The organism is Parvularcula marina (assembly GCF_003399445.1).
In the GTDB taxonomy this organism is placed as follows: domain Bacteria; phylum Pseudomonadota; class Alphaproteobacteria; order Caulobacterales; family Parvularculaceae; genus Parvularcula; species Parvularcula marina.
The window spans coordinates 1,647,039-1,666,736 of sequence record NZ_QUQO01000001.1 but is presented as its reverse complement, the minus strand read 5'-3'; the positions used below and the strand labels follow the sequence as shown (position 1 = coordinate 1,666,736).

The 19,698-nt window shown below is 59.1% G+C and carries 26 protein-coding genes; 17 read left to right on the top strand and 9 right to left on the bottom strand.

Annotation, left to right across the window (positions count from 1 at the left end; translation table 11 throughout):
* The first annotated feature begins 61 nt into the window (after nucleotides 1–61).
* Nucleotides 62–736, top strand: coding sequence for a hypothetical protein (locus DX908_RS07955; RefSeq protein WP_116391826.1), 675 nt, complete (start codon nucleotides 62–64; stop codon nucleotides 734–736).
* On the opposite strand, the gene hslU is transcribed toward DX908_RS07955, so the two are convergent.
* Nucleotides 733–2,043 (bottom strand): ATP-dependent protease ATPase subunit HslU, encoded by a 1,311-nt coding sequence (gene hslU, locus DX908_RS07950; RefSeq protein WP_116391825.1) that lies wholly within the window; start codon nucleotides 2,041–2,043, stop codon nucleotides 733–735. The two genes, DX908_RS07955 and hslU, sit on opposite strands and share 4 nt — an antisense overlap.
* 83 nt (nucleotides 2,044–2,126) lie before the next feature.
* Here hslU and DX908_RS07945 point away from each other — a divergent pair, with 83 nt between their 5' ends.
* The gene (locus DX908_RS07945) at nucleotides 2,127–2,633 is read left to right on the top strand and encodes a hypothetical protein (protein ID WP_116391824.1); all 507 of its coding nucleotides are present in this window, start codon (nucleotides 2,127–2,129) and stop codon (nucleotides 2,631–2,633) included.
* A gap of 3 nt (nucleotides 2,634–2,636) precedes the next feature.
* Here the strand turns inward: DX908_RS07945 and hslV are convergent, their stop codons facing one another.
* Nucleotides 2,637–3,176, bottom strand: a complete 540-nt coding sequence (gene hslV, locus DX908_RS07940) for an ATP-dependent protease subunit HslV (protein ID WP_116391823.1) — start codon at nucleotides 3,174–3,176, stop codon at nucleotides 2,637–2,639.
* A 75-nt stretch (nucleotides 3,177–3,251) separates the two neighbouring features.
* Nucleotides 3,252–3,599, bottom strand: a complete 348-nt coding sequence (locus DX908_RS07935) for a hypothetical protein (RefSeq protein ID WP_116391822.1) — start codon at nucleotides 3,597–3,599, stop codon at nucleotides 3,252–3,254.
* A gap of 113 nt (nucleotides 3,600–3,712) precedes the next feature.
* Here DX908_RS07935 and hisB point away from each other — a divergent pair, with 113 nt between their 5' ends.
* Nucleotides 3,713–4,312, top strand: a complete 600-nt coding sequence (gene hisB / locus DX908_RS07930) for an imidazoleglycerol-phosphate dehydratase HisB (protein ID WP_116391821.1) — start codon at nucleotides 3,713–3,715, stop codon at nucleotides 4,310–4,312.
* On the opposite strand, the gene DX908_RS07925 is transcribed toward hisB, so the two are convergent.
* Nucleotides 4,309–4,911 carry a TetR/AcrR family transcriptional regulator gene (locus DX908_RS07925; RefSeq protein WP_116391820.1) on the bottom strand — a complete coding sequence of 201 codons (603 nt, stop codon included), beginning with the start codon at nucleotides 4,909–4,911 and terminating at the stop codon, nucleotides 4,309–4,311. The genes hisB and DX908_RS07925 overlap by 4 nt on opposite strands.
* Before the next feature lie 73 nt (nucleotides 4,912–4,984).
* Between DX908_RS07925 and DX908_RS07920 the strand changes: the two genes are divergently transcribed.
* The 10 genes from DX908_RS07920 (at nucleotide 4,985) to DX908_RS07875 (ending at nucleotide 11,796) form a co-directional block, all read left to right on the top strand.
* Nucleotides 4,985–5,614 carry a glutathione binding-like protein gene (locus DX908_RS07920; RefSeq protein WP_116391819.1) on the top strand — a complete coding sequence of 210 codons (630 nt, stop codon included), beginning with the start codon at nucleotides 4,985–4,987 and terminating at the stop codon, nucleotides 5,612–5,614.
* 11 nt (nucleotides 5,615–5,625) lie between these two features.
* Nucleotides 5,626–6,318 carry a DJ-1/PfpI family protein gene (locus tag DX908_RS07915; protein WP_116391818.1) on the top strand — a complete coding sequence of 231 codons (693 nt, stop codon included), beginning with the start codon at nucleotides 5,626–5,628 and terminating at the stop codon, nucleotides 6,316–6,318.
* Nucleotides 6,319–6,390: 72 nt separating this feature from the next.
* Complete coding sequence (locus DX908_RS07910; RefSeq protein WP_116391817.1) at nucleotides 6,391–7,269, top strand: dienelactone hydrolase family protein; 879 nt, start codon at nucleotides 6,391–6,393, stop codon at nucleotides 7,267–7,269.
* 107 nt (nucleotides 7,270–7,376) lie between these two features.
* Nucleotides 7,377–7,676: a hypothetical protein gene (locus DX908_RS07905; protein ID WP_116391816.1), complete on the top strand. Its 300-nt coding sequence runs from the start codon at nucleotides 7,377–7,379 to the stop codon at nucleotides 7,674–7,676.
* Nucleotides 7,677–7,825: 149 nt separating this feature from the next.
* Nucleotides 7,826–8,455 (top strand): imidazole glycerol phosphate synthase subunit HisH, encoded by a 630-nt coding sequence (gene hisH / locus DX908_RS07900; protein WP_116391815.1) that lies wholly within the window; start codon nucleotides 7,826–7,828, stop codon nucleotides 8,453–8,455.
* Entirely contained in the window at nucleotides 8,452–9,186 is a 735-nt protein-coding gene (hisA, locus tag DX908_RS07895) for a 1-(5-phosphoribosyl)-5-[(5-phosphoribosylamino)methylideneamino]imidazole-4-carboxamide isomerase (protein ID WP_116391814.1), read from the top strand. The genes hisH and hisA overlap by 4 nt, the downstream gene beginning before the upstream one ends.
* Nucleotides 9,183–9,947: an imidazole glycerol phosphate synthase subunit HisF gene (gene hisF, locus DX908_RS07890; protein WP_116391813.1), complete on the top strand. Its 765-nt coding sequence runs from the start codon at nucleotides 9,183–9,185 to the stop codon at nucleotides 9,945–9,947. The genes hisA and hisF overlap by 4 nt, the downstream gene beginning before the upstream one ends.
* Nucleotides 9,944–10,270 carry a phosphoribosyl-ATP diphosphatase gene (locus DX908_RS07885; protein ID WP_116391812.1) on the top strand — a complete coding sequence of 109 codons (327 nt, stop codon included), beginning with the start codon at nucleotides 9,944–9,946 and terminating at the stop codon, nucleotides 10,268–10,270. The genes hisF and DX908_RS07885 overlap by 4 nt, the downstream gene beginning before the upstream one ends.
* Nucleotides 10,271–10,453: 183 nt before the next feature.
* The gene (locus DX908_RS07880; protein WP_116391811.1) at nucleotides 10,454–10,897 is read left to right on the top strand and encodes a glyoxalase superfamily protein; all 444 of its coding nucleotides are present in this window, start codon (nucleotides 10,454–10,456) and stop codon (nucleotides 10,895–10,897) included.
* 125 nt (nucleotides 10,898–11,022) lie between these two features.
* Nucleotides 11,023–11,796, top strand: a complete 774-nt coding sequence (locus tag DX908_RS07875; RefSeq protein WP_116391810.1) for a prolyl oligopeptidase family serine peptidase — start codon at nucleotides 11,023–11,025, stop codon at nucleotides 11,794–11,796.
* Nucleotides 11,797–11,799: 3 nt separating this feature from the next.
* On the opposite strand, the gene DX908_RS07870 is transcribed toward DX908_RS07875, so the two are convergent.
* Nucleotides 11,800–12,798 (bottom strand): adenosine kinase, encoded by a 999-nt coding sequence (locus DX908_RS07870; RefSeq protein ID WP_116391809.1) that lies wholly within the window; start codon nucleotides 12,796–12,798, stop codon nucleotides 11,800–11,802.
* A gap of 58 nt (nucleotides 12,799–12,856) precedes the next feature.
* Here DX908_RS07870 and DX908_RS07865 point away from each other — a divergent pair, with 58 nt between their 5' ends.
* Nucleotides 12,857–13,255 carry a hypothetical protein gene (locus tag DX908_RS07865; protein WP_116391808.1) on the top strand — a complete coding sequence of 133 codons (399 nt, stop codon included), beginning with the start codon at nucleotides 12,857–12,859 and terminating at the stop codon, nucleotides 13,253–13,255.
* A gap of 7 nt (nucleotides 13,256–13,262) precedes the next feature.
* Here the strand turns inward: DX908_RS07865 and DX908_RS16425 are convergent, their stop codons facing one another.
* Together DX908_RS16425 and rpsO are read right to left on the bottom strand one after the other, a co-directional pair.
* On the bottom strand, nucleotides 13,263–15,083 hold the full coding sequence (locus DX908_RS16425) for an AmpG family muropeptide MFS transporter (RefSeq protein ID WP_199564639.1): 1,821 nt from the start codon (nucleotides 15,081–15,083) through the stop codon (nucleotides 13,263–13,265).
* A 154-nt stretch (nucleotides 15,084–15,237) separates the two neighbouring features.
* On the bottom strand, nucleotides 15,238–15,507 hold the full coding sequence (gene rpsO / locus DX908_RS07855) for a 30S ribosomal protein S15 (protein WP_116391807.1): 270 nt from the start codon (nucleotides 15,505–15,507) through the stop codon (nucleotides 15,238–15,240).
* Nucleotides 15,508–15,640: 133 nt separating this feature from the next.
* On the opposite strand from rpsO, the gene DX908_RS07850 reads away from it, so the two are divergent.
* A complete protein-coding gene (locus DX908_RS07850) occupies nucleotides 15,641–15,934 on the top strand; it encodes a hypothetical protein (RefSeq protein ID WP_116391806.1) in 294 nt (97 codons plus the stop codon).
* A gap of 10 nt (nucleotides 15,935–15,944) precedes the next feature.
* Here DX908_RS07850 and DX908_RS07845 read toward each other — a convergent pair whose 3' ends face one another.
* On the bottom strand, nucleotides 15,945–16,817 hold the full coding sequence (locus tag DX908_RS07845) for a BrxR family helix-turn-helix transcriptional regulator (protein WP_116391805.1): 873 nt from the start codon (nucleotides 16,815–16,817) through the stop codon (nucleotides 15,945–15,947).
* 157 nt (nucleotides 16,818–16,974) lie between these two features.
* Between DX908_RS07845 and DX908_RS07840 the strand changes: the two genes are divergently transcribed.
* Nucleotides 16,975–17,460: a hypothetical protein gene (locus DX908_RS07840; RefSeq protein ID WP_233508652.1), complete on the top strand. Its 486-nt coding sequence runs from the start codon at nucleotides 16,975–16,977 to the stop codon at nucleotides 17,458–17,460.
* Here DX908_RS07840 and DX908_RS07835 read toward each other — a convergent pair whose 3' ends face one another.
* Nucleotides 17,461–18,798 (bottom strand): RsmB/NOP family class I SAM-dependent RNA methyltransferase, encoded by a 1,338-nt coding sequence (locus tag DX908_RS07835; RefSeq protein ID WP_116391803.1) that lies wholly within the window; start codon nucleotides 18,796–18,798, stop codon nucleotides 17,461–17,463.
* Nucleotides 18,799–18,917: 119 nt separating this feature from the next.
* Here DX908_RS07835 and DX908_RS07830 point away from each other — a divergent pair, with 119 nt between their 5' ends.
* Nucleotides 18,918–19,688 (top strand): type III secretion system chaperone family protein, encoded by a 771-nt coding sequence (locus DX908_RS07830; RefSeq protein WP_116391802.1) that lies wholly within the window; start codon nucleotides 18,918–18,920, stop codon nucleotides 19,686–19,688.
* Nucleotides 19,689–19,698 lie beyond the last annotated feature (10 nt).

Genomic DNA, 19,698 nt, shown 5'->3' with positions numbered 1-19,698 from the left:
TGCCGATTGGGGCTTATGAAAGTACTCTTCCTATGGGTGTGACTGGGGGAAGCGATCTTCCATGGGTAATCAGCTGAAAATGTCCCTTGCGGCAGGCCTCTGTTTTGCGGCCATGGCAGGATCCGCCTCCGCCCAGCGCGCGCTGTCAGTCGAAGAGGCCGCGCTTTGCGCCGGGATGAGCCATCAGCTCGATAACATTTTCCAACGGAAGGACGCTGCAAAGCGGCGCTTGGGCAATATGTCGATCAATCGCTCAAGCGCGAGTTCGGTTGATCGCTATAATGATGCCGTGTCCGTGTCGAATGCGCTGGTCGATCTCAGCAATGACCTCATTGCCTTCTACAATCCGCGTTGCAGTAGCGTCACTCTTGATTATCAAAATTATCAGCGCGTCTGTAAGTCGACCAATCTCTCAAATGACTTTGGTCGGACGAAATTCTGTAAGGGCTTTGATTTTACGTCTGCCTCCCTCGATGGCAGCGTCAATGTCGCGCAAGGCGGTGAGCTGGCGCGGGAAGCCAGTTTCTCAAATGGCGCAGTTGCGGCCAGCGTAAGTTATGTCAGTGGCCGGAGCGATGAATTCATTGAAGGTGATCCATTCCCTTTCCTGCTCGCGCCACAAGAGGAAGTAGAGGAAGCGGCTGAGCCGACCTTGCCTGAATTCGAAGGCGAGGCGCCGCCGGAGCGCGGCCTCAACCGGATGCCGCGCGACCGGAACCTTCATACCCCGGACTAAAGAATAAATTTCGATAGATCCGCATTGCCGACGAGCCCTTCGAGGCGCTCATCGACAAAGGCGGCATTGATCTCGACGGTCTCGCCAGAACGGTCAGCCGCATCAAAGCTGATATCTTCCAGCACGCGCTCAAGGATCGTGGCGAGCCGGCGGGCGCCGATATTCTCGACATTGGTGTTCACCTCGGCGGCCTTCTCGGCGAGGCGTTGGATGCCGTCTTCGGTGAAGGAAATGGTGAAGCCTTCGGTCTCCATCAAGGCGCAATATTGCTTGGGCAGGCTGGCTTCTGTGTCATTCAGGATGGCGATGAAATCCTCAACCGTCAGGGCGCTGAGCTCCACCCGGATTGGCAAGCGGCCCTGCAGTTCGGGCAGCAGGTCAGAGGGTTTGGCGACATGGAACGCACCCGACGCGATGAACAGGATATGATCCGTCCGCACCTGACCATATTTGGTGGCGACGACCGAGCCTTCGATCAACGGGAGGAGGTCACGCTGCACGCCTTCACGGCTGACATCCGCGCCTGAGCGTTCTGAAGACCGGGCGACCTTGTCGATCTCATCGAGGAAGACGATACCGTCATTCTCAACGAGGGAGACGGCTTCGGTCGCGATCTGCTCATCATCGAGCAGCTTATCGGATTCTTCGGCGATCAATGGTTCGTAGACGTCCTTGACCTTGATCTTGCGGGTCTTCTTCTGCCCGCCAAAAGCTTTGCCCATCATGTCGGACAGGTTGATCATGCCAACCGATGCACCGGGCATGCCAGGAAGGTCGAACATCGGCGCGCCGCCGCGGCCCGTATCGGCAAGGTCGATTTCGATCTCCTTGTCATCAAGCTCGCCCGCCCGCAGCTTGCGGCGAAAGCTGTCCTTGGTGGCCTCGCCTGCATTCTCGCCGACAAGGGCGGTGAGCACGCGGTCTTCAGCGGCCTCATGGGCGCGCGACTTGACCTCTTCACGGCGCTTCTCGCGGACAAGGCCGATGGCAACTTCGACAAGGTCGCGGATGATAGAATCCACATCCCGGCCGACATAGCCGACCTCCGTGAATTTGGTGGCTTCGACCTTCAGGAAGGGGGCGCCGACCAGCTTGGCAAGGCGGCGGGAAATCTCGGTCTTACCGACCCCGGTCGGCCCGATCATCAGGATATTCTTCGGCGTCACTTCGTCGCGCAGATCATCCGGCAATTGCCGGCGCCGCCAGCGGTTCCGCAGCGCCACAGCCACTGCCCGCTTCGCATCCTTTTGCCCCACAATGTAGCGGTCGAGCTCGGAGACGATTTCTCGCGGGGTAAAATTGGCCATGGATGGGGCTCACTTCCTGTTGCGGTTGGGACTCTTGCGTATAGTGTGGGGCGTGCGTGTGGTATTTTTGAGGGGCCCGGTCAATGACCCGTTGGTTGAGTGCAGTTCTGGCGGTGTTTTGTGTCGGAAGCGGAAGTGCGCTTGCCGAAATCAGCGCTGAAGATGCGACCTATCTTCTGCGGGAGGGCGACGCCGAAATCCGCGCTGGCTATGCCCGAGAGATGTGGATCTACAAGGATAGCCTGTGGATCGAGGCGCTCGAATGCTGGGGGCAAAGGTCTCTTCTCGGGGCGAAATCCACCTGCCTTGTCTGTTCCATCGATGATACGAGTGGACAGGAATATTATCGTCCGGATCTCGGGGTCATTGAGGGACGGGTGCAGCCCGCCACGGCTGTCGGTATTCAGGCCTCATACGCCTATTTCACGTTGCAGCCGAATGGCTGGACGCTGACGCGCTACAAGCCGTTTGCCGCCAATTACTATGCGCGGAGCCGAGAGCCTTATCACCGCGCGAACCTCAACAATCTCATCCAGGGCGAGGCGCAGCGCGAATGCCGTGACCTCGAGGCAGTAAGCGGGACGGAGTAGGGCCTAGTTCTTGATCGTCTCAACGATCAGATTGTGGTTCGTATAGATGTCGATGTCGGCGGCGATGGTGAGCGCCTTGCGGACGATTTCTTCGGCGGACAGATCCGTATTCTGATAAAGAGCGAGCGCCGCAGCTTGGGCATAGTTGCCGCCAGAGCCGATACCGATGACGCCGCCGCCTTCAAGCGCTTCGGGTTCGATGACGTCGCCGAGGCCCGAGACCATCAGGGTCTGGTCCTTGTCCGCGACAATCAGCATGGCCTCGAGCCGCCGCAGATAGCGGTCGGTACGCCATTCTTTTGCAAGCTCGACGCAGGAGCGAAGGAGCTGCCCTGAATATTGCTCAAGCTTGCCTTCGAGCCGTTCGAGCAGGGTGAAGGCATCCGCGGTGCCGCCGGCAAAGCCGGAGATGACCTTGCCCTCGCCGATACGGCGAACCTTGCGTGCATCCCCCTTGGAAATGACTTTCTCGGCCATGGTCACCTGGCCATCGCCGCCAAGGGCGACTTCATTTCCGCGGCGGACGGCAAGGATGGTGGTCATGGGCGTCGATCTCCGTTCAGTCGATGAAGGCACGGGAGATAGGCGCCGATACCCCCTTCTCGCAAGGGGGCGGCGTCAAAGCACCATGGTCAGCGAACAGCTCATGGATTTCTGCAGGAAGATCCCGGCGCCGGTGACGCTCAGCTCGCCTTCGTCGCTCGCGCCCTGAAGGCCGATGCGGATATCCTCGTCGGCCTTGCCCTCTTTCATCAGGATGCCGAGCGTTTTTCTGTCCTCATCGGACAGCGCGGACGTGCCGTCGCTCAGACAGGTGCAGAACGTCTTGCGTTCCTCATCGTTCACACCGTCCTGCCGTTTCATCATGGCATCACAGCCCCGGCTGAACGTCGCCTCTGGGCTGCTGCCGCAGGCGGTGAGCAGGAGAAGGCCGGCAAGGCTTGTCATGGTCAGGCGGAAGGGCATGAGGGAACTCCTTGCGCGTAAGGCGCATCTTGTCTTCACCGATTTGCCGGCAAAAAGGCAAGGCCACCTGCCGCATCGCTTTGGTAAGCAATTTCCGCTAACGGGCACGGGCTATGACCAACAGAATCGCCACGCGCACGCGCGCGACCAAGGAAACCGACATCACCGTGACGCTCGATCTCGATGGGACGGGCAAGGCAAAAATCTCGACCGGGATCGGTTTTCTCGATCACATGCTCGAAGGCTTTGCCAAGCATTCTCTCATCGATCTTGAGGTGACGGCGAAGGGCGATCTGCATATCGACATGCACCACACGACCGAGGATGTCGGCATCGTGATGGGTCTCGCCGTGGCCGATGCGCTGGGCGATGCGAAAGGCATTGCGCGGTTCGGGCATGCCTATGTGCCGATGGATGAGACGCTGACGCGCGCCTCTCTTGATATCTCAAAGCGGCCCTATCTCATCTGGAAGGTCGCCTTCCCCCGCGACAAGGTCGGGGAGATGGATACAGAGCTGTTCAAGGAATGGTTCCACGCCTTTGCGACCAATTCGGGCATGTGCCTGCATGTCGAAAATCTGTATGGGGATAATAGCCACCATATTGCCGAGAGCTGTTTCAAGGCCCTCGCGAAAGCATTCGACATCGCGACCATGATTGATCCGCGCCGAGCGGGCGAGACGCCCTCGACCAAAGGGTCGCTCGGCTCTTAAGGGTTCGCCACAGTCTTTATGAAGAGCTCAACCTGACGGTCGAGAATGTCGCGTGACAGGCCTGCTCGTGCTCGCAAGCTGAAACCGAAGAGGGTGGTCACGATATAGCCGGCCAGGGTCTCTATGTCCGCCGTTTGCGGAATATCGCCGTCCTTGCTGGCGCGGGTCAGTCGTTTCCTTACGCTGGCATCGCATTGCGAGAAGATATCCGAGAGAAATTCTGTGTGATCGAGATCCGAAGTTGATGCACTCGGCAGGCAGCAAGCGACGATACATCCGCCCGGATGCGGCACACAGACCGCATCGAGGAAGGTGCGGCACATATTGCCAAGCCCTTCGGCGAGCGTGTCGCCCGTGAAGAGCGCCCGCATATATTCGCGGCCCTGCGTACGCCAATAATGATCAACACACGAACGGAATAGCGCCTCTTTGTTGCCGAAGGCGCCATATAGGCTTGGCCGGTTGAGGCCGGTGGCCGCCGTCAGGTCATCAAGCGAGGTCGCACTGAACCCCTGCCGGCGGAAGACTTCCAGCGCGGCGTCGAGAACAGCTTTCTCGTCAAATTTGCGGGGACGGCCCCGATGAAGGGTTTCAGACATTTTGTACTACTCGATACATTTTAGCTTGCGCTGATACGATATATGTATCAAACAGTACAAAAAAGAGGACGCCATGCTCAAGCTCTATTACCGGCCCATGGCCTGCTCGCTCGCAGCGCGGATGGCGCTGATGCAGGGCGGGATCGATGCCGAATACCTGCCGGTCGATTTTACGACCCAGACATCCCTTAAGGACGGGCTGTCCTTCGCGGATGTCACAGCGAAAAAGCGTGTGCCGGTCCTCATCCTGCCCGATGGCAGCAAGCTGACCGAGAATGCCGCTGTTCTTCAGTATATTGCCGATCTGGCGCCGGGGTCTGGGCTTGCGCCTGCCGCGGATGATCCCGGTCGTTACCGGCTGCAGGAATGGCTCAGCTTTGTCGGCACGGAAGTGCATAAGGCTTTCCTCTTTCCCTATTTCCGTCCGGAGACGGATGACGACACAAAGGCAATCTTGCGAGACAGGGTTGGTGAAACAGTCGCCTATATGTCCAAGCAGATTGGCGATGCCTTCCTTCTGGATGAGAAGTTCAGTGTGGCCGATGCTTATCTGCTCTGGGCGCTACTGCTCGTGCGGTTCACAGGGATCGAGCTGCCTGACAACCTCACAGACTTCCTAAAGCGATGCATGGCAATTGAAGCAGTTGCTGCGGCAGTCGCGATCGAACGGGAAGAGATGCAATCCTTCCCTCCACGGACATAAAGGACTACACCATGCGATTAGGCATTTTCCTGTTTGACGGGCTGACCCTGCTCGATGCAATCGGCGGATATGAGGTGCTCGCGCGCCTTCCCGGCATGGAGACCGTGTTCTTCGCTGAAGAAGAGGGGTTGATTGCAGCCGATACGCGAGCGCTTGGCCTGACGGCCACGGCGTCGCTCGAAAATATCGGCTCTCTCGACATTCTCTATATCCCCGGCGGGCCGGGTGTCGACCGGGTACTGAATAAACCCCATGTCCTCGATGTGCTGCGACGTCTTGATGAAGGGACGACCTGGACGGTGGGTATCTGCAATGGCGTCGGTATTCTTGCCGCTGCTGGGATGCTGGACGGACAATCGGCGACCACAAATTATTTCTATCGCGACGACCTTGCCAAATATGGCGTGGACGTCGTGCCTGAGCGGTATCACCGGTCCGGTAAATATGTGACGGGCGCGGGCGTGTCGGCCAGTATCGATACCGGACTTTATCTGGCCGGGGAGATCGGTGGAGAGATGGCGGGAAAGACCCTGCAGCTCGGGATCGAATATTATCCGTCTCCGCCCTATCAAGAAACCACACCCGAAGAGGCGCCTGATCGGTCCAAGGCTTTGGTCAAGGCTGTTGAAGGGATGTCGGCGCAAATATTGGCTCAGGAGCCGGGCTTTGCCGGTCGCTCTTTCGAGTGGAAACCGCCTGCCTGACTGTCAGCACTTCTCGCGCTTTGTTGGCCAATCGCTATGATCCCCGGTAAAATGGACGGAGGAGACTTGGCCATGAGTACGCGTAAGCTGCCGCAGGAAGCCTATGAGCTTTACGACCAGTATTGCCACGGACAGGTCGACCGGCGCGGCTTTCTGGAAGGCCTCGGCGCTTATGCCGTAGCGGGGCTCACCATTTCCGGCATGCTGGCTGCGCTCCTGCCCAATTATGCGATGGCCCAGCAGGTCTCGCCCGATGATCCGGATATTGAGACCGAAACGCTGATCTACCCATCCCCGAAAGGCGCAGGCGAGATGGCGGGCCTCCTCGCCCGGCCCGCAGGGGAGGGGCAGCATCCGGCCGTTCTGGTCGTCCACGAGAACCGGGGGTTGAACCCCTATATCGAGGATGTGGCCCGGCGGCTTGCCAAGGCGGGTTATGTCGCCCTTGCGCCCGATGCGCTCTACCCACTTGGCGGATATCCCGGCAATGATGATGATGGCCGGGCATTGCAGCGTGAGCGCGACCGCGAGGAGATGGTCGAAGACTTCCTCGCCGGCCTGATGAGCGTGAAGGCGCATCCCGCCTCGACCGGAAAGGTTGGCTGTGTCGGCTTCTGTTTTGGGGGCTATGTCACGAATGAGCTGGCCTACCGGGCCGAAGGCCTGTCTGCGGCTGTGCCCTTTTATGGCGGCTGGCCGTCAGCGGAGGATGCCGAAAAAGTCTCAGCGCCCCTCATGATCCAACTCGCTGGGCTTGATGAGCGCGTGAATGCGGGCTGGCCGCCCTATGAACAGGCGCTGATCGCGGCTGGAAAACCCTATTTGGTCCATCTTTATGAAGGCGTGAATCACGGTTTCCATAATGATTCGACCAGCCGCTTCGATCCGGAGGCCGCGGGGCTCGCCTGGCGGCGGACACTTGCCTTTTTCGACGAGCATTTACGGGCCTGACTACGCCTGTTTTCAAAAGTTGCAGGGATGTGTCTTTCTTTTGCCGTATAGTTAACGCAAATTCTCCCCACTGCCGTTGGGGCAGACATAATTAGAGGGAACTACCAATGAAATCGCTTCTTCTCGCGGGCGCCGCGCTCGTTCTGACTGCTGGCGTTGCTGTTGCTGGCGACGACCATGAAATGTCAGCCGATGACAAAGCTGCCATGAAAGAATGGGTTGCTGGCTGTGAAGCTGTCAAAGACGAAGGCAGCATGACTGACTGCAAATGCCTCTACAAAAAAGCCCATCACGACGAAGCTGTGATGGCTGACCTCGACGCCTATGACCCCGAAGTGGGCATGGAATCGCTCGGCGAAGCTGGCACTGCTGCGATCATGGCATGCCAAAAATCAGACGACATGTAAGTCGGCCTTAAGCCGATTTACCGGGCCTTTCTGGGCCTGAGTTTTTCCGGAAAGGGTCTCGCAACCGCGGGGCCCTTTTTTTGTTGGGCGGGGCTTTTTGCGGGCGGCGGCGTTGCGCCTCGCGTCCGGGACGATTATCGCGGGCGCCTATGCAAACCGTTGCGCTCATCGATTATGGCTCCGGCAATCTCCACTCCGCGGAGAAGGCGCTGTCGAGTGTCGCCGAAGAGGGGGCGAGCGCAGCACGGATCTGCGTAACCTCATCGCCGAAGGAGATCCTGAAGGCGGACCGCATCGTCCTGCCCGGGGTCGGCGCGTTCGGGGCGTGCATGGCGGCTCTGTCCGCACGTGATGGCGTGATCGACGCCCTGCGCGAGGCGGTGCTGGATAAGGGCGCGCCCTTTCTTGGTATCTGTGTCGGGATGCAGCTTCTGGCGAGCCGAGGGTTCGAGCATGGCGAGCACCAGGGGCTCGGTTGGATCGCAGGGTCCGTCCGTGCCCTGAAGGCAGAGGGCCTTAAAATCCCGCATATGGGATGGAATGACGTGCAGGCCAAAGAGCACGCGCTCTTCCCGCCCGATGGCGATGCCTATTTTGTGCATTCATTCTGTTTTGATGCTGAGGATCCAGCGGATATCGCAGCCACCGCAACCTATGGCGAAACCTTCCCGGCGGCGATCATCAGGAAGAATATTGCCGGTGTGCAGTTCCACCCTGAAAAAAGTCAGACCTACGGGCTTTCGCTGCTCGGCAATTTCCTCAACTGGGAGCCGTCATGACCTTCACTCTCTGGCCCGCCATCGATCTCAAAGCCGGCAAATGTGTCCGCCTGCTCCATGGCGATATGGAGAAGGCGACGGTTTACGGTGATGACCCGGCGGCGCAAGCCAAAGCCTTTGAGGAGTCGGGGTTCTCTCATCTGCATGTTGTCGATCTTGATGGCGCCTTTGCGGGCAAGCCAGAAAACGCAGATGCGGTCGAAGACATCATCCGTACAACGAAGGCAAAGGTTGAAATCGGCGGCGGCATCCGGTCCCTTGAAACGGTGGAACGCTGGCTCTCGCTTGGGGTCAGTCGCGTGATCATCGGCACGGCGGCCGTGAAGGATCCTGAATTCACTGAACTCGCTCTCAACCTCTTCTCCGGCCGGATTGTCCTTGGGATTGATGCGAAGGATGGAAGGGTCGCAACAGAGGGCTGGGACGAGGTTTCGGACATTGCGGCGTCTGACCTCATCAAACGCTATGACCACACCTCAATCGCGGCTGTGGTTTATACTGACATATCCCGCGATGGCGCGCTGACCGGCGCGAATGTCGAGGCGACACGGGCGCTGGCGCGGGAGACGAGTATTCCTGTGATTGCCTCGGGCGGGATTGCGAAGGCGGAGGATATCTCCGATCTATTGGCCTGCCGGGACGATGGCGTGGCAGGCGCCATTCTCGGGCGGTCCCTCTACGAACGAACAATTGAGCCAAAGAATGTGCTCTCACTTGAAGGTGTCACATGACACTGAAAGCCCGGCTCATCCCCTGTCTCGATGTCGCGCATGGCCGCGTCGTCAAGGGCGTCAACTTCGTTGATCTCAAAGACGCCGGCGATCCGGTGGAAAGTGCTAAAGCCTATTCCGATGCAGGCGCGGATGAGATCTGTTTTCTCGATATCACGGCCAGCCATGAAGAACGCGGCACGCTGCTCGATATCGTGACGCGAACGGCGGAGCAGGTCTTCTGTCCCTTGACGGTTGGTGGTGGGGTGCGGTCTGTCGATGATGTCCACCGGCTGCTGGCCGCAGGCGCAGACAAGGTTGCGATCAATTCGGCGGCGGTCCGCGATCCGCATCTCATCAGCGCGGCGGCAAAAGCGGCAGGCAATCAGTGCATCGTCATTGCGATTGATGCGAAGGCGGTGCCGGGCCGGGGGTGGCAGATTTTCACCCATGGCGGGCGGACGCCCACCGGGGTCGATGCCATCCAATATGCGAGGCGCGCCGCGGAGCTTGGCGCGGGCGAGATCCTCCTCACTTCGATGGACCGGGACGGCGTCAAATCAGGCTATGATATCAATCTGACACGGACGATTTCAGAAGCAGTACCGATCCCGGTGATTGCATCCGGGGGCGCGGGCACGCTCGATCACCTTGTCGAGGGCGTCACTGAAGGCAAGGCCTCTGCGGTTCTTGCAGCCAGCATCTTCCATTTCGGCACCTATTCGATTGCCGAGGCGAAATCCCATATGTCCGACCACGGCATACCCATGAGGTTGACATGAGCAGTATTGGCGATGTTCTCACCCGGCTTGAGGCAACAATCGAGGCGCGCAAGAGCGAGAGCCCCGACAGTTCTTATACGGCAAGCCTGCTCTCCAAAGGCGCGGAACGCTGCGCCAAGAAATTCGGTGAGGAGGCTGTCGAGGCGGCTCTGGCTGGAGCAACGGGCAAAAAAGACGAGCTGGCTGCAGAGGCCGCGGATGTCCTTTACCATCTTGGCGTCTTGCTGGCCGCGAACGGGCTGAGCTTTGCGGATGTCGCGGCAGTTCTGGCTGCGCGCGAGGGCGTGTCCGGCCACGACGAAAAAGCCAGCCGCGGGAAATGATCCGCCCCCTGTTGACGAGAACGAGATTGCTCCCTACTTGGCCCTCATAGGGTCGAGGCCCCTGCCGCTCGCGTTTATGGTGAAGTCCTCGAATGATCTGGAACGACACGTTTTGAACTGCCGGTCCATTGGCAATGCGAGCCCCAGCGGAAATCCCGGCGGTATAGGAAACAGTGTGTCGTCATGACAGAAAACCTATCTATCCCCTCGCTAGAGGCCCTGAAACGACAGGCGAAAAATCTGCGCGCAGCATTGGCGTCGGAGGGTGATTTCATCAGCCATTCCGAAGCCCTGGAGTTGATTGCGCGCCAATACGGTATGCGTGACTGGAATACGCTTCATGCACGGGCGGGCAATCGCCCTGATCCGCCCAGCTTCCAGCCCGGTCGGCGCGTGAGCGGCGATTATCTGGGGCAGCCCTTCGCGGGTGAGATAATTGCTGTGCATAATATGGGAGAGCAGGGTGTTCGCCTGACGCTTCATTTCGATGAGCCAGTGGATGTCGTCACCTTTGACAGCTTCTCCGCCTACAGACAGCGTGTGACCAAATTTGTCCGTCCTGATGGTATTTCGCCGGAGCGAACATCCGGAGGGGTGCCGCACCTTTCTGTGAAGACCGTGTCCTGACGGATTGGCAGACTGTCCGGCAGAAACCGGCCGCGAATGCGGTCGGGATGGCTCTACATCCAGCGCTTGATTTTTTGTGAGCAAAGAGAAACGCTGCCCTCCTCCGATAAGGGGGAGGGCACGTCATGCTGAAAATCTTCATCGCGCTCAGTCTGAGCCTCGTCATGCTGGCCTGCGCGCAGGCGGCGGAATTGCCCGCCGATTTTGCCGCCGGGGAGAAACGCGGCTGGTTCTCCGTCAAGGCATCTCCCGCTGAGATCATCGGCGCGGAGGCGGCAGCTAATTTTGTGAAGGGAATGGATGCCGATCAGGACCTCGAATTCCTGATCTATGTGCCTGAGAGCTGGGAGCCGGGCACGCCCATCGGGCTTCTCTCCTATATCACCCCACGCCGTCAGGCGATCCTGCCCGCAGGGTGGGGCCCGGCGCTCGATGAAACCAATATGATCTTTGTGGAGCTTAATCGCTCCGGCAATTCCCGGCGGGCGCAGTACCGGGCCTATGAGACAATCCTTGCAACCTATCTAATCGCGAACCACTACCCGGTTGATGCCTCGCGGGTCTATGTGGCCGGTTTCTCAGGTGGCGGACGAATGGCCAGTATGCTGGCGCCAACCTACGCGGCAACATTTCGGGGAGCGATCTTCATTTGCGGGGTGAACCGCCTCGATGCCACCGAAGAGCAGAAGGCGCTGATGCGGCAGAACCGGTATGTCTTTTATACCGGTGCGCGCGATCAGAACCGCCGAGAGACGCGCTCGATCTTCAGTCAGTACAAAAATGAAGGGATCGAGAACGTCCTTCTGATCGATGATCGTAACGCCACACACCAGACCCCGCGGGGGCCGGAGCTGATTGAAGCGATCCGGTTTCTCGATGGAGAAGCTGAGGCTGAGTAGGGCTTAAAAGAAGCCCTTTTCCTTTGCCAGCTCAGCAAGGTTCACTTCTGGGCGTGGGCCCATATGGGAGATGACCTCAGTTGCGCAGAGCGAGCCAAGGCGTGCACACTCATCAAGCGGCATATTGCGGGTGAAGCCGTAAAGGAAGCCGCCGGCATAGGCATCACCCGCCCCTGTCGTGTCGACGAGCTGCGGCGGCGTGAAAGCGGGAACTTCCTCGCAAGGGTGCTCCGGGCCGTAGACGATTGAGCCGCGTTCGGAACAGGTGACCGCGCCGAAGGGGACGATCTTGGACATCTCTGCGGCCAGCGCCTGCGCATTGTCATGCGTACCGAAGAGCGCGCGGGCTTCATCCTCATTGGCGAAGACAAGATCGACATGATCGTTGATCACTTCGAGCAGGACCTCGCGGTTCCGCTCGACGACGCCGATATCGGAGAGGGTGAGGGACGTCTTTCGGCCCGCTTTATGTGCGATCATGCAGGCTTTCATGAAGGCCTGCCGCGCATGCGGGGCATCGAACTGATAGCCTTCAAAATAGGTGACCGCCGCCTGGGTGATGTCTTCTTCGTCGATATCATCGACCGTGATCATCCCGGCCGCGCCGAGAAGGGTCGCCATGGTCCGCTCGGCATCCGGCGTCACCGCAATCAGGCACCGGCCCGTTGCCGCACCTGAGCGTTCATAATCGGAGAGGAATTTGACGCCGATCTCTTCCATTGAATTGCGATAGACGGCGCCGAATTCATCATCCGCAACCTTGCCGATATAGGCCGCCTTGCCGCCAAGGCTTGCAAGGCAAGCAACCGTGTTGCCCGCCGAGCCGCCCGCTACCTGTTCGGGATTATGAAGATCCGCGCCAATGGCAGCGGCCTTTTCTTCGTCAATCAGCACGAACGCACCCCTGATGAGGTCATGCTTCTCGATGAACGCATCTTCCGTATGCGCGAGCACATCGACGATTGCGTTTCCGATGGCGATGACGTCTAAAGTGGCGGTCATGAAGATGTCCTCTTTTTTCAATCCGCGATGCCCTAGCGGGGCCGTATGGGGCTTTGCAATGGCGCTGCTCGCTGGCGGGCTGCTGGCAGGGTGTGAGACAACATCCGGCGCAGATCATGCGCCTGAAGTGGTGGCAGGGCCAAAGGCGGAGACTGACCCGCTGGGCGATTTCATGAAGGGTCTGCCCTCTGAGCGGATCGCCAATGTCCCGCCCGCCGAAGGCTTCATCGGGCGGCCTGTTGCCGCGCTTGAGGCCGAGACCGGTGCCCCCGCCCTGACCCGGGTTGAGGGCAGCAATGAATTCCGCCGCTATGACCTTGGGGCCTGCCGGCTTTATGCCGTCATCATGCCGGCCGGCGGCAATGTCTCAAGTCTTGCGGTCGGCCCGTCGATCATGGGCAGAGTGATGCCCAGCTTTGCCGAATGCCTTGTGGCCCGCCGGGCACCGGGCAGCTGATTGCTGCCTATACGGATGGTTCCTCGAGGGCATCGCCGACCGGTTTAGGCGGATATTTCTTCTGCATGGCCATGACGACGAAGATCAGCGCGATTGCCGGAATGGAATAGCTAGCAGTCAGCAGGAAGAACCAGAAATAGCCCAGCGCATCGACGATCAGGCCTGAGAAGCCCGCGACCAGTTTGTTAAGCAGGGCGTAGAGCGATGAGAAGAGCGCGTATTGGGTCGCGGCATATTTCGGATCAACGAGGCTTGAGAGGTAGCCGATGAAGACGGTGGTGACGAACCCACCGGCGAAATTGTCGGCATTGATGGCGGTGGCGAGCAGCAGCGTTTCGCCTTCGCCCCCGACGGTTGCGAAATAGGCATAAAAGGCCGTCGTTACGATCGTCAGTACAGCGCCCACCAAGAGGGAGCGCATGACGCCAATCTGGTTGGCGACCAGCCCGCCGACGAAGAGACCGGCAATAATTGCGAAGACACCTGATGACTGCATCAGGCCGATTGTCTCCTTCTGGTAGCCAAGGTCGATATAGAGCGGGCCAGCCATCACCCCCATGGTGAAGTCACTCGTGCGGTAGATCAGCACAAGGACAAGGATCGGGATCAGGACTTTGCCGAAACGGTCCCAGACCTGCAAAAGCGGCGTGGCAAAGAGCGAGTAGAACTTCCCTCGCGGTGCTTCCTCGGTTGTGTCGGCTGTGGTGCCGAAGGCCGATGTGACTAGCTGATAGACGATCCGGGCGTAAATCCCGATGATCAGGATTGAGACCACGGCAAGGATGACATCGAAGAGCGGCGTATCTTGGGGCACGCTGGAGAGGCTTGCGATCTCGTGAGAGTAGACGAAAGCGGCACCGACGCCCGCGAGAAGAAGGCGGAAGGGCAAAGGCGATTTGGTGCCCCGGAACAGAAGCGGGCCGATAATTAACGCCGCAACGGCGACGACAGCGAGGATGTCGACGACAATCGTCTCGATGCCGAACATCTTGGGGATGCGGGCCGCCACAAATATTGCAGTTGCCACGGCAGTCGCATTGATCGGCCCTGCCAAAAACGGGAGGCCGTCCAGATTCTGGTTCTGCTTGCGCTGTGATGGCTCCTTGATCAGCAGGATGAGAATAGCGCAGGCAGCCATGCCCGCGGCCATCGCGCAAAAGGCAATCGTCCAGCTATCTGCCCATCCGGCGAGGCTGACGCCAAGACCAGAGAAAATTAGCGCGCCCCGATAGCCAAGGGAGTAGGACGCGGCCATGTTTGCCTGTGCTTTGTTCGGCGCGCTTTCAATCCGCCAGGCGTCAATCGAGACATCGAGCGTCGCGCCCGAGAAGGCAACGAGGCCGGCGCCGATCAGAACCCGGATCAATCCTTGTGACGGGTCGGCGGTGGCTAGGATGAGGAGGCCCGCGACCGTTCCGGCAATCGACACCATCATCCACGAGCGGCGATGGCCGACCGAGCGGCCGAGAAGGGGGATGACGGTCTTGTCGATGACCGGCGCCCAGATCCATTTGAGGGTGTAGGCAAGGCCGATCCAGTAGAAGAACCCGATGGTCGATCGCTCGATCCCTGAATCCCGCAGCCAGATCGAGGTCTTCGAATAGAACATGTAGAGCGGCAGGCCGGATGCGAAGCCAAGCATCAGCATGGCGAGCATTTCGGGCCGCATATAGGGATAGAGCCAGCCCGGCACCCACTTCCACGACGACGTGTCGAGATAGGACGGCCCCCAGAGCTGGCGCGGATCCTTATCGGCTTTGTCGCCAGATGACAGGGCGGCGGCTTGTGACGGCGCTTCAGTGTTTGCCGACTTGTTCGTATCCGTCACGGGGCCTCCAGCGTTCAGTGATCCATCACTATAGCTGAATTCGAGTCCTCAAGGTTAACGCGCTGGCGTGACGTTTCGGTCAGAGAACTTGAAGATGAAAAAGGCCGCCTCGGGTGTTCCGGGCGGCCTCTTCAAATTCAGATGTTCGCGCGGATTAGCGGCGCAGCGACAGGCGCTCGATCAGCGACAGGTAGCGTGCTTCTTCCTTGGCGCGGACATAATCGAGCAGGCGGCGGCGCTGCGAAACCATTTTGAGGAGGCCGCGGCGCGAGTGATTGTCTTTTTTGTGCTCTTTGAAGTGCTCGGTCAGCGTGTTGATCCGGTCCGTCAGGATCGCGACCTGAACTTCGGGGGAGCCGGTGTCGCCTTCTTTGATGGCGTATTCGGCAATAAGTTCGGCTTTACGCTCGGGCGTAATCGACATTTTTCTTCTCCGCGGTGCCGATATCAGAATTCCCGCCGGGGCACCGTCCAGCGGAAGGGGGCGCTCATATGGGCAAAGTAGGGCCAAGGCAAGCGCTAAGATTGCGGCAAGTCATTGGTGCTAGCGTCATTTCATGGAAAGCGGCGCAACCTCCTTATGGCTCCTCTTCGGGGTCTTCATTCTCGGCTATGTGATGGGCCGTTTTGCGCGCGCCACTGATGAGGACCGGGCGCTGGCCCAGCCGGCGCAGGACCCCGGGCTGCTGGTGTCAAAACTGACCGCAGAAGCGCGCGCCGATATCGACAACCTTTTGGCCGAGAAAAAAGTCATCCCGGCGATCCGGCGCTTGCGGGAGGATACGGGCGCAGGCCTGCGTGATGCCAAGCTCGCCGTCGATGAGATCCGCCGCAGCCGCCCGGAGCTCTGATCGGCGCACCTCAGTTCTGATTTGAAACAAGTGCTTCTTCAAACGCCGACCGGTTTTCGATGACAAGCGGCGCCTCGCGCGGGTCTGGCGACAGATCTGTCAGGTCGAGCCGGTATCGTCGAAGGAAGTAGAAGAGGAATGATTTCCGGACGTCGACTTCCAGACGGCCATTCAGCATCCCGTAATCTGCTGCAATGACATCCTGCTGGGCTTCTGAGAGCGCGGGATTGGGGGTAAGGATGACATTCAGTGTCGAATGCCATTGAAGGTCTGTTCTCGGATCAATCTCGGACGCTTCAATTGCCCTAATGTCGTGAAACCGGGAGATGAGGAAGTCCTTGAAGATGTCATCCCGGTGACAATAACCACGGACATGCCACCGCATCCCGTCGCTGCCGAACCCATGCGGGCTGATCTTCCGCAATGTCGGTGCAGACGCTTCTGACGTCATGGACTGATAGGCAACCTCCACGACCTGCAAGTGGCGGCTGGCGGTCGTCAGGCTGCGCAGGACATCAGGATCAAGCTTCCTGTTGAGGTTCGGGATCATGTCCGCCTTTGGATATTCGATACCCGACAGCAGATCGGATGACTGGGACGTGCGTGACACCAGCTTGGTCAGGTAATCCTCGGCATCCGGTTTCAGATAGATTGGTTTGAATCCTGGCAGCGGCACATATTTTTTGGCGCGCCGGTCGTAATCGAGATTATCGGGGGCAGCTTCCTGGTATTGAGCGAGGTCTTTGGAGGCCTGAGGGACCGAAACGCCATATCGGTCAATAATATCTCCGCGATTTACATACCCCTCCCAGAACAGCCGATACTCAATGAATTCAAGGCGTTGCTCGACACCCCAGCGTAGTTTGAGATCATTTGGCTGCATGATTCGCCCGATAAGTAAATTAACTATATTGACCCAAAAACTATATGAGTATATTTAATATACGTGCCGTTGGGCGGCGTCAATCTGGGAGTATGAGGTGGTGGATAAAATGGAGTTCCATGACGAGGAGCCGTGCGCGCGGAAATTTCGGCAGGACGTGACTTTGCTGATCGAAATCGGTGATCCCGCAACGCTTGATCAGTTTGCGAAGACTGTCTCCGCGCTTGCTGTCTGGAAAAGGCAGGCAAGCAGAGGAGGTGCGTCCTCAGGTGAAGGCTCGAATGTGTCGGACAAGGCTGGCCGTCACGAAGCGCAAATCGTTCTGTTCGGTGAATGTATCGAGAATAGCTGCACGATCTGTTCAAAGAGGAATAATGAAGGACGCGGCAGGGAGCTTTCCCAGTCAGCCTTTGAGGCAAGGGATGAGTTGTTGCGCGGGCTTCTCTCCGAGACAGATGAGTGGCGAGCCTTCACCGCATATCGGATGACATCTGACGGCTCGGCGATTGATGAAATCTCCGAACGCCTTGGTGTCAGGATCGATGAAGTCCAGCCATTGCTCGATTATGCGCGTGTGCTGAGAAAATTCTGCCAGAATAATCCGGCAGAATTCTGGAACTGGCTGGGCGGCTTTGCGCGCTAGCTAGTCTTTCTTGCGGAAGCGTGCCGCAAAGAACCCGTCCATGCCGCCCTTGTCGGCAAGGACGGCCGGGGTGCAGCGCAGGTCTCCGTCACGGTTGATCACCGGCAGGCCGGCAACATCTTCCTCGGTCACGGGCACGCGCTCAAATTCGGGATGCGTCTTCAGGAACCTTGCGGCTCGTTCCTCCCCCTCTTCGGGGAGGAGCGAGCAGGTCGCAAAGATCAGAAGCCCGCCGGGTGCAACCATGGCGGTGACATGATCGAGCATCCGGTCCTGAAGGACGGCGAGGGCTTCGGCGTCTTCTTCTTTCTTTGACCAGAGAAGGTCCGGGTGCCGACGGACAGTCCCCGTCGCTGTGCAGGGCGCATCAAGAAGAACGACATCGGCAAGGTCTTCGGGTTGCCAGTCGAGGACATCACAGATGAAGCTTGTCGCCTTAAGATTGGTGCGCTGAAGGTTTGCCGTCAGCCGCTCCATCCGTGAGGGGGAGATGTCGACAGCCGTGACATCCGCGCCTGCCGCAGCCAGCTGCATCGTCTTGCCGCCGGGAGCGGCACAAAGGTCATAGACGCGCTTGCCTGCAACGTCGCCGGCAAGGCGGGCGGGCAGGGTGGCGGCGAGATCCTGGACCCACCAGATACCGTCCTCATACCCCTCAATATTCTCGGTCCGTCCGCGGTCGAGCTGGCGGAGCGATACCTCCCCCACAGGCTCGGCACCCAACTTTTCCGCCCATTCATCACGGTCGGCTGACGTTCGGAAGGTAAGGTCGAGCGGCGGCTCTGAGGCATGAACCTGCGCGATAGTGCGGGCGGCCTTTGCGCCATGGCTGCGCTCAAGCTTGCGCCAGAACCAGCCGGGCGTGTCGGTGCGGGGCGGCAGAGCCTTGATCCGCTCGGGGTCGGCCTCCGCCATGCGGCGGCAAAGCGCGTTGATCAACTTGGCAAAGCCCGCCGTCTCCCGGCGCTCGCGCGCCAGATCCACAGCAGTCGAGGCGGCAGCATGAGGCGGGGTCTCAAGGAAGATGATTTGCGCGGCCGCCAGCCGCAGAATGGTCCGCACCTCGTGCTGGTTCGGTTTCAGCGGTCGGTCGAGGAAAGGCGCGTAGATTTCATCAAGCGTGTTGCGCCGGCGCAGCACGGTCATGACCAGTGCCCGCGCGAAGCCGCGATCCGCCCCCTCAAGCGATTCAAACGTCTTTGAGACAGAAAGCGCCTCATCAAGCGCCAAACCGCTGCGCAAAAGGCGAAGGATATCAAGGGCTGCGCCCCGGCTTGCCAGGCCTTCAATGATTTTCGGCTTTTTCGAAGGCTGGGTGATGGGAGGATTTTTGGGCATGAAAGGAGTGGATCCTGCGTCGATCTGGGGGTGTTTTTGGGGATTTCAGGTCGGGGCGGCTACCCCAATGGCGTTTTTTGGGTTAAGACTTCCTGTGATGCCGCTGTAGCAGGGCGGCGATGGTGGGCAACGAACTGACTGGGGATGAGATGATCAAGAACATTCTGAAAGGCGCATGTATTGCGGCTGCCGGGTCGCTGGCTATGGGGATAGCAGCGGCACAAAGCAATTCCTTGGCTGTAGAGAAAGCACCGATTTCCAATCCAACGGAAATTCTTGAGAGCTTTGATGCGGTCTCGATCCTGCCGATCCTTGATGAGATGGGCCTGAAATATCAGGGCGCAAAGCTGCCCGATGGCCAGAAAATCATTCTCGCCGCGGCACCGAACGGCCTCAAATTCCAGCTCACGCCGACGGCTTGTAACGACAAAGGCACCAAGTGCCGCGGGCTGCACATGCTGGCCCTGTTCAAGAGCAACGCGCCGTCGCGCACGGTTGCGGCCTTCAACTACCGCTATGCGTTCGTCTCGACGGGTCTTGATGACTCAGGCGTCGCCTATGTCAGCCGCTATGACATTGCAGATTACGGCACACCGCGCGGTAACCTTGCGATCTCGATCGCCAATTACCTGCACATGGCATCCACCTTTGACCGCCATCTTTATGAAGCTACCAATACGGTGAAGGCGCCGACCGACAGCGATCTGTCGGCCAATGGTCTCAACATGCGCGGCATCCTCGCCAATGCGTCGCTTGCCCAGCAGGTTGGCCTGAACCCGTCCAGCCACGAAGTCAGCTTCGAAGCGCTGACCGATGTGGTCGACACCTTCGTGAAGGCAGATGGTCTGGCCCCTGGCCGTATCGTCAACCAGGTGACGGGCGAGCGCTAAGCGCTTCTCG

Excerpts from the sequence above, each read along its gene's own strand:
- DX908_RS07870 (WP_116391809.1), bottom strand. The coding sequence starts at position 12,798 with ATGACCGCCACTTTAGACGTCATCGCCATCGGAAACGCAATCGTCGAT.
- DX908_RS07915 (WP_116391818.1), top strand. The coding sequence starts at position 5,626 with ATGCGATTAGGCATTTTCCTGTTTGACGGGCTGACCCTGCTCGATGCA.
- hisB (WP_116391821.1), top strand. The coding sequence starts at position 3,713 with ATGACCAACAGAATCGCCACGCGCACGCGCGCGACCAAGGAAACCGAC.
- hslU (WP_116391825.1), bottom strand. The coding sequence starts at position 2,043 with ATGGCCAATTTTACCCCGCGAGAAATCGTCTCCGAGCTCGACCGCTAC.
- DX908_RS07875 (WP_116391810.1), top strand. The coding sequence starts at position 11,023 with ATGCTGAAAATCTTCATCGCGCTCAGTCTGAGCCTCGTCATGCTGGCC.
- DX908_RS07945 (WP_116391824.1), top strand. The coding sequence starts at position 2,127 with ATGACCCGTTGGTTGAGTGCAGTTCTGGCGGTGTTTTGTGTCGGAAGC.
- hisA (WP_116391814.1), top strand. The coding sequence starts at position 8,452 with ATGACCTTCACTCTCTGGCCCGCCATCGATCTCAAAGCCGGCAAATGT.
- DX908_RS07935 (WP_116391822.1), bottom strand. The coding sequence starts at position 3,599 with ATGCCCTTCCGCCTGACCATGACAAGCCTTGCCGGCCTTCTCCTGCTC.
- DX908_RS07905 (WP_116391816.1), top strand. The coding sequence starts at position 7,377 with ATGAAATCGCTTCTTCTCGCGGGCGCCGCGCTCGTTCTGACTGCTGGC.
- DX908_RS07920 (WP_116391819.1), top strand. The coding sequence starts at position 4,985 with ATGCTCAAGCTCTATTACCGGCCCATGGCCTGCTCGCTCGCAGCGCGG.
- DX908_RS07880 (WP_116391811.1), top strand. The coding sequence starts at position 10,454 with ATGACAGAAAACCTATCTATCCCCTCGCTAGAGGCCCTGAAACGACAG.
- DX908_RS07910 (WP_116391817.1), top strand. The coding sequence starts at position 6,391 with ATGAGTACGCGTAAGCTGCCGCAGGAAGCCTATGAGCTTTACGACCAG.
- hisF (WP_116391813.1), top strand. The coding sequence starts at position 9,183 with ATGACACTGAAAGCCCGGCTCATCCCCTGTCTCGATGTCGCGCATGGC.
- DX908_RS07955 (WP_116391826.1), top strand. The coding sequence starts at position 62 with ATGGGTAATCAGCTGAAAATGTCCCTTGCGGCAGGCCTCTGTTTTGCG.
- DX908_RS07845 (WP_116391805.1), bottom strand. The coding sequence starts at position 16,817 with ATGCAGCCAAATGATCTCAAACTACGCTGGGGTGTCGAGCAACGCCTT.
- DX908_RS07850 (WP_116391806.1), top strand. The coding sequence starts at position 15,641 with ATGGAAAGCGGCGCAACCTCCTTATGGCTCCTCTTCGGGGTCTTCATT.
- DX908_RS07925 (WP_116391820.1), bottom strand. The coding sequence starts at position 4,911 with ATGTCTGAAACCCTTCATCGGGGCCGTCCCCGCAAATTTGACGAGAAA.
- rpsO (WP_116391807.1), bottom strand. The coding sequence starts at position 15,507 with ATGTCGATTACGCCCGAGCGTAAAGCCGAACTTATTGCCGAATACGCC.
- DX908_RS07830 (WP_116391802.1), top strand. The coding sequence starts at position 18,918 with ATGGTGGGCAACGAACTGACTGGGGATGAGATGATCAAGAACATTCTG.
- DX908_RS07835 (WP_116391803.1), bottom strand. The coding sequence starts at position 18,798 with ATGCCCAAAAATCCTCCCATCACCCAGCCTTCGAAAAAGCCGAAAATC.
- hslV (WP_116391823.1), bottom strand. The coding sequence starts at position 3,176 with ATGACCACCATCCTTGCCGTCCGCCGCGGAAATGAAGTCGCCCTTGGC.
- DX908_RS07885 (WP_116391812.1), top strand. The coding sequence starts at position 9,944 with ATGAGCAGTATTGGCGATGTTCTCACCCGGCTTGAGGCAACAATCGAG.
- DX908_RS07865 (WP_116391808.1), top strand. The coding sequence starts at position 12,857 with ATGGCGCTGCTCGCTGGCGGGCTGCTGGCAGGGTGTGAGACAACATCC.
- hisH (WP_116391815.1), top strand. The coding sequence starts at position 7,826 with ATGCAAACCGTTGCGCTCATCGATTATGGCTCCGGCAATCTCCACTCC.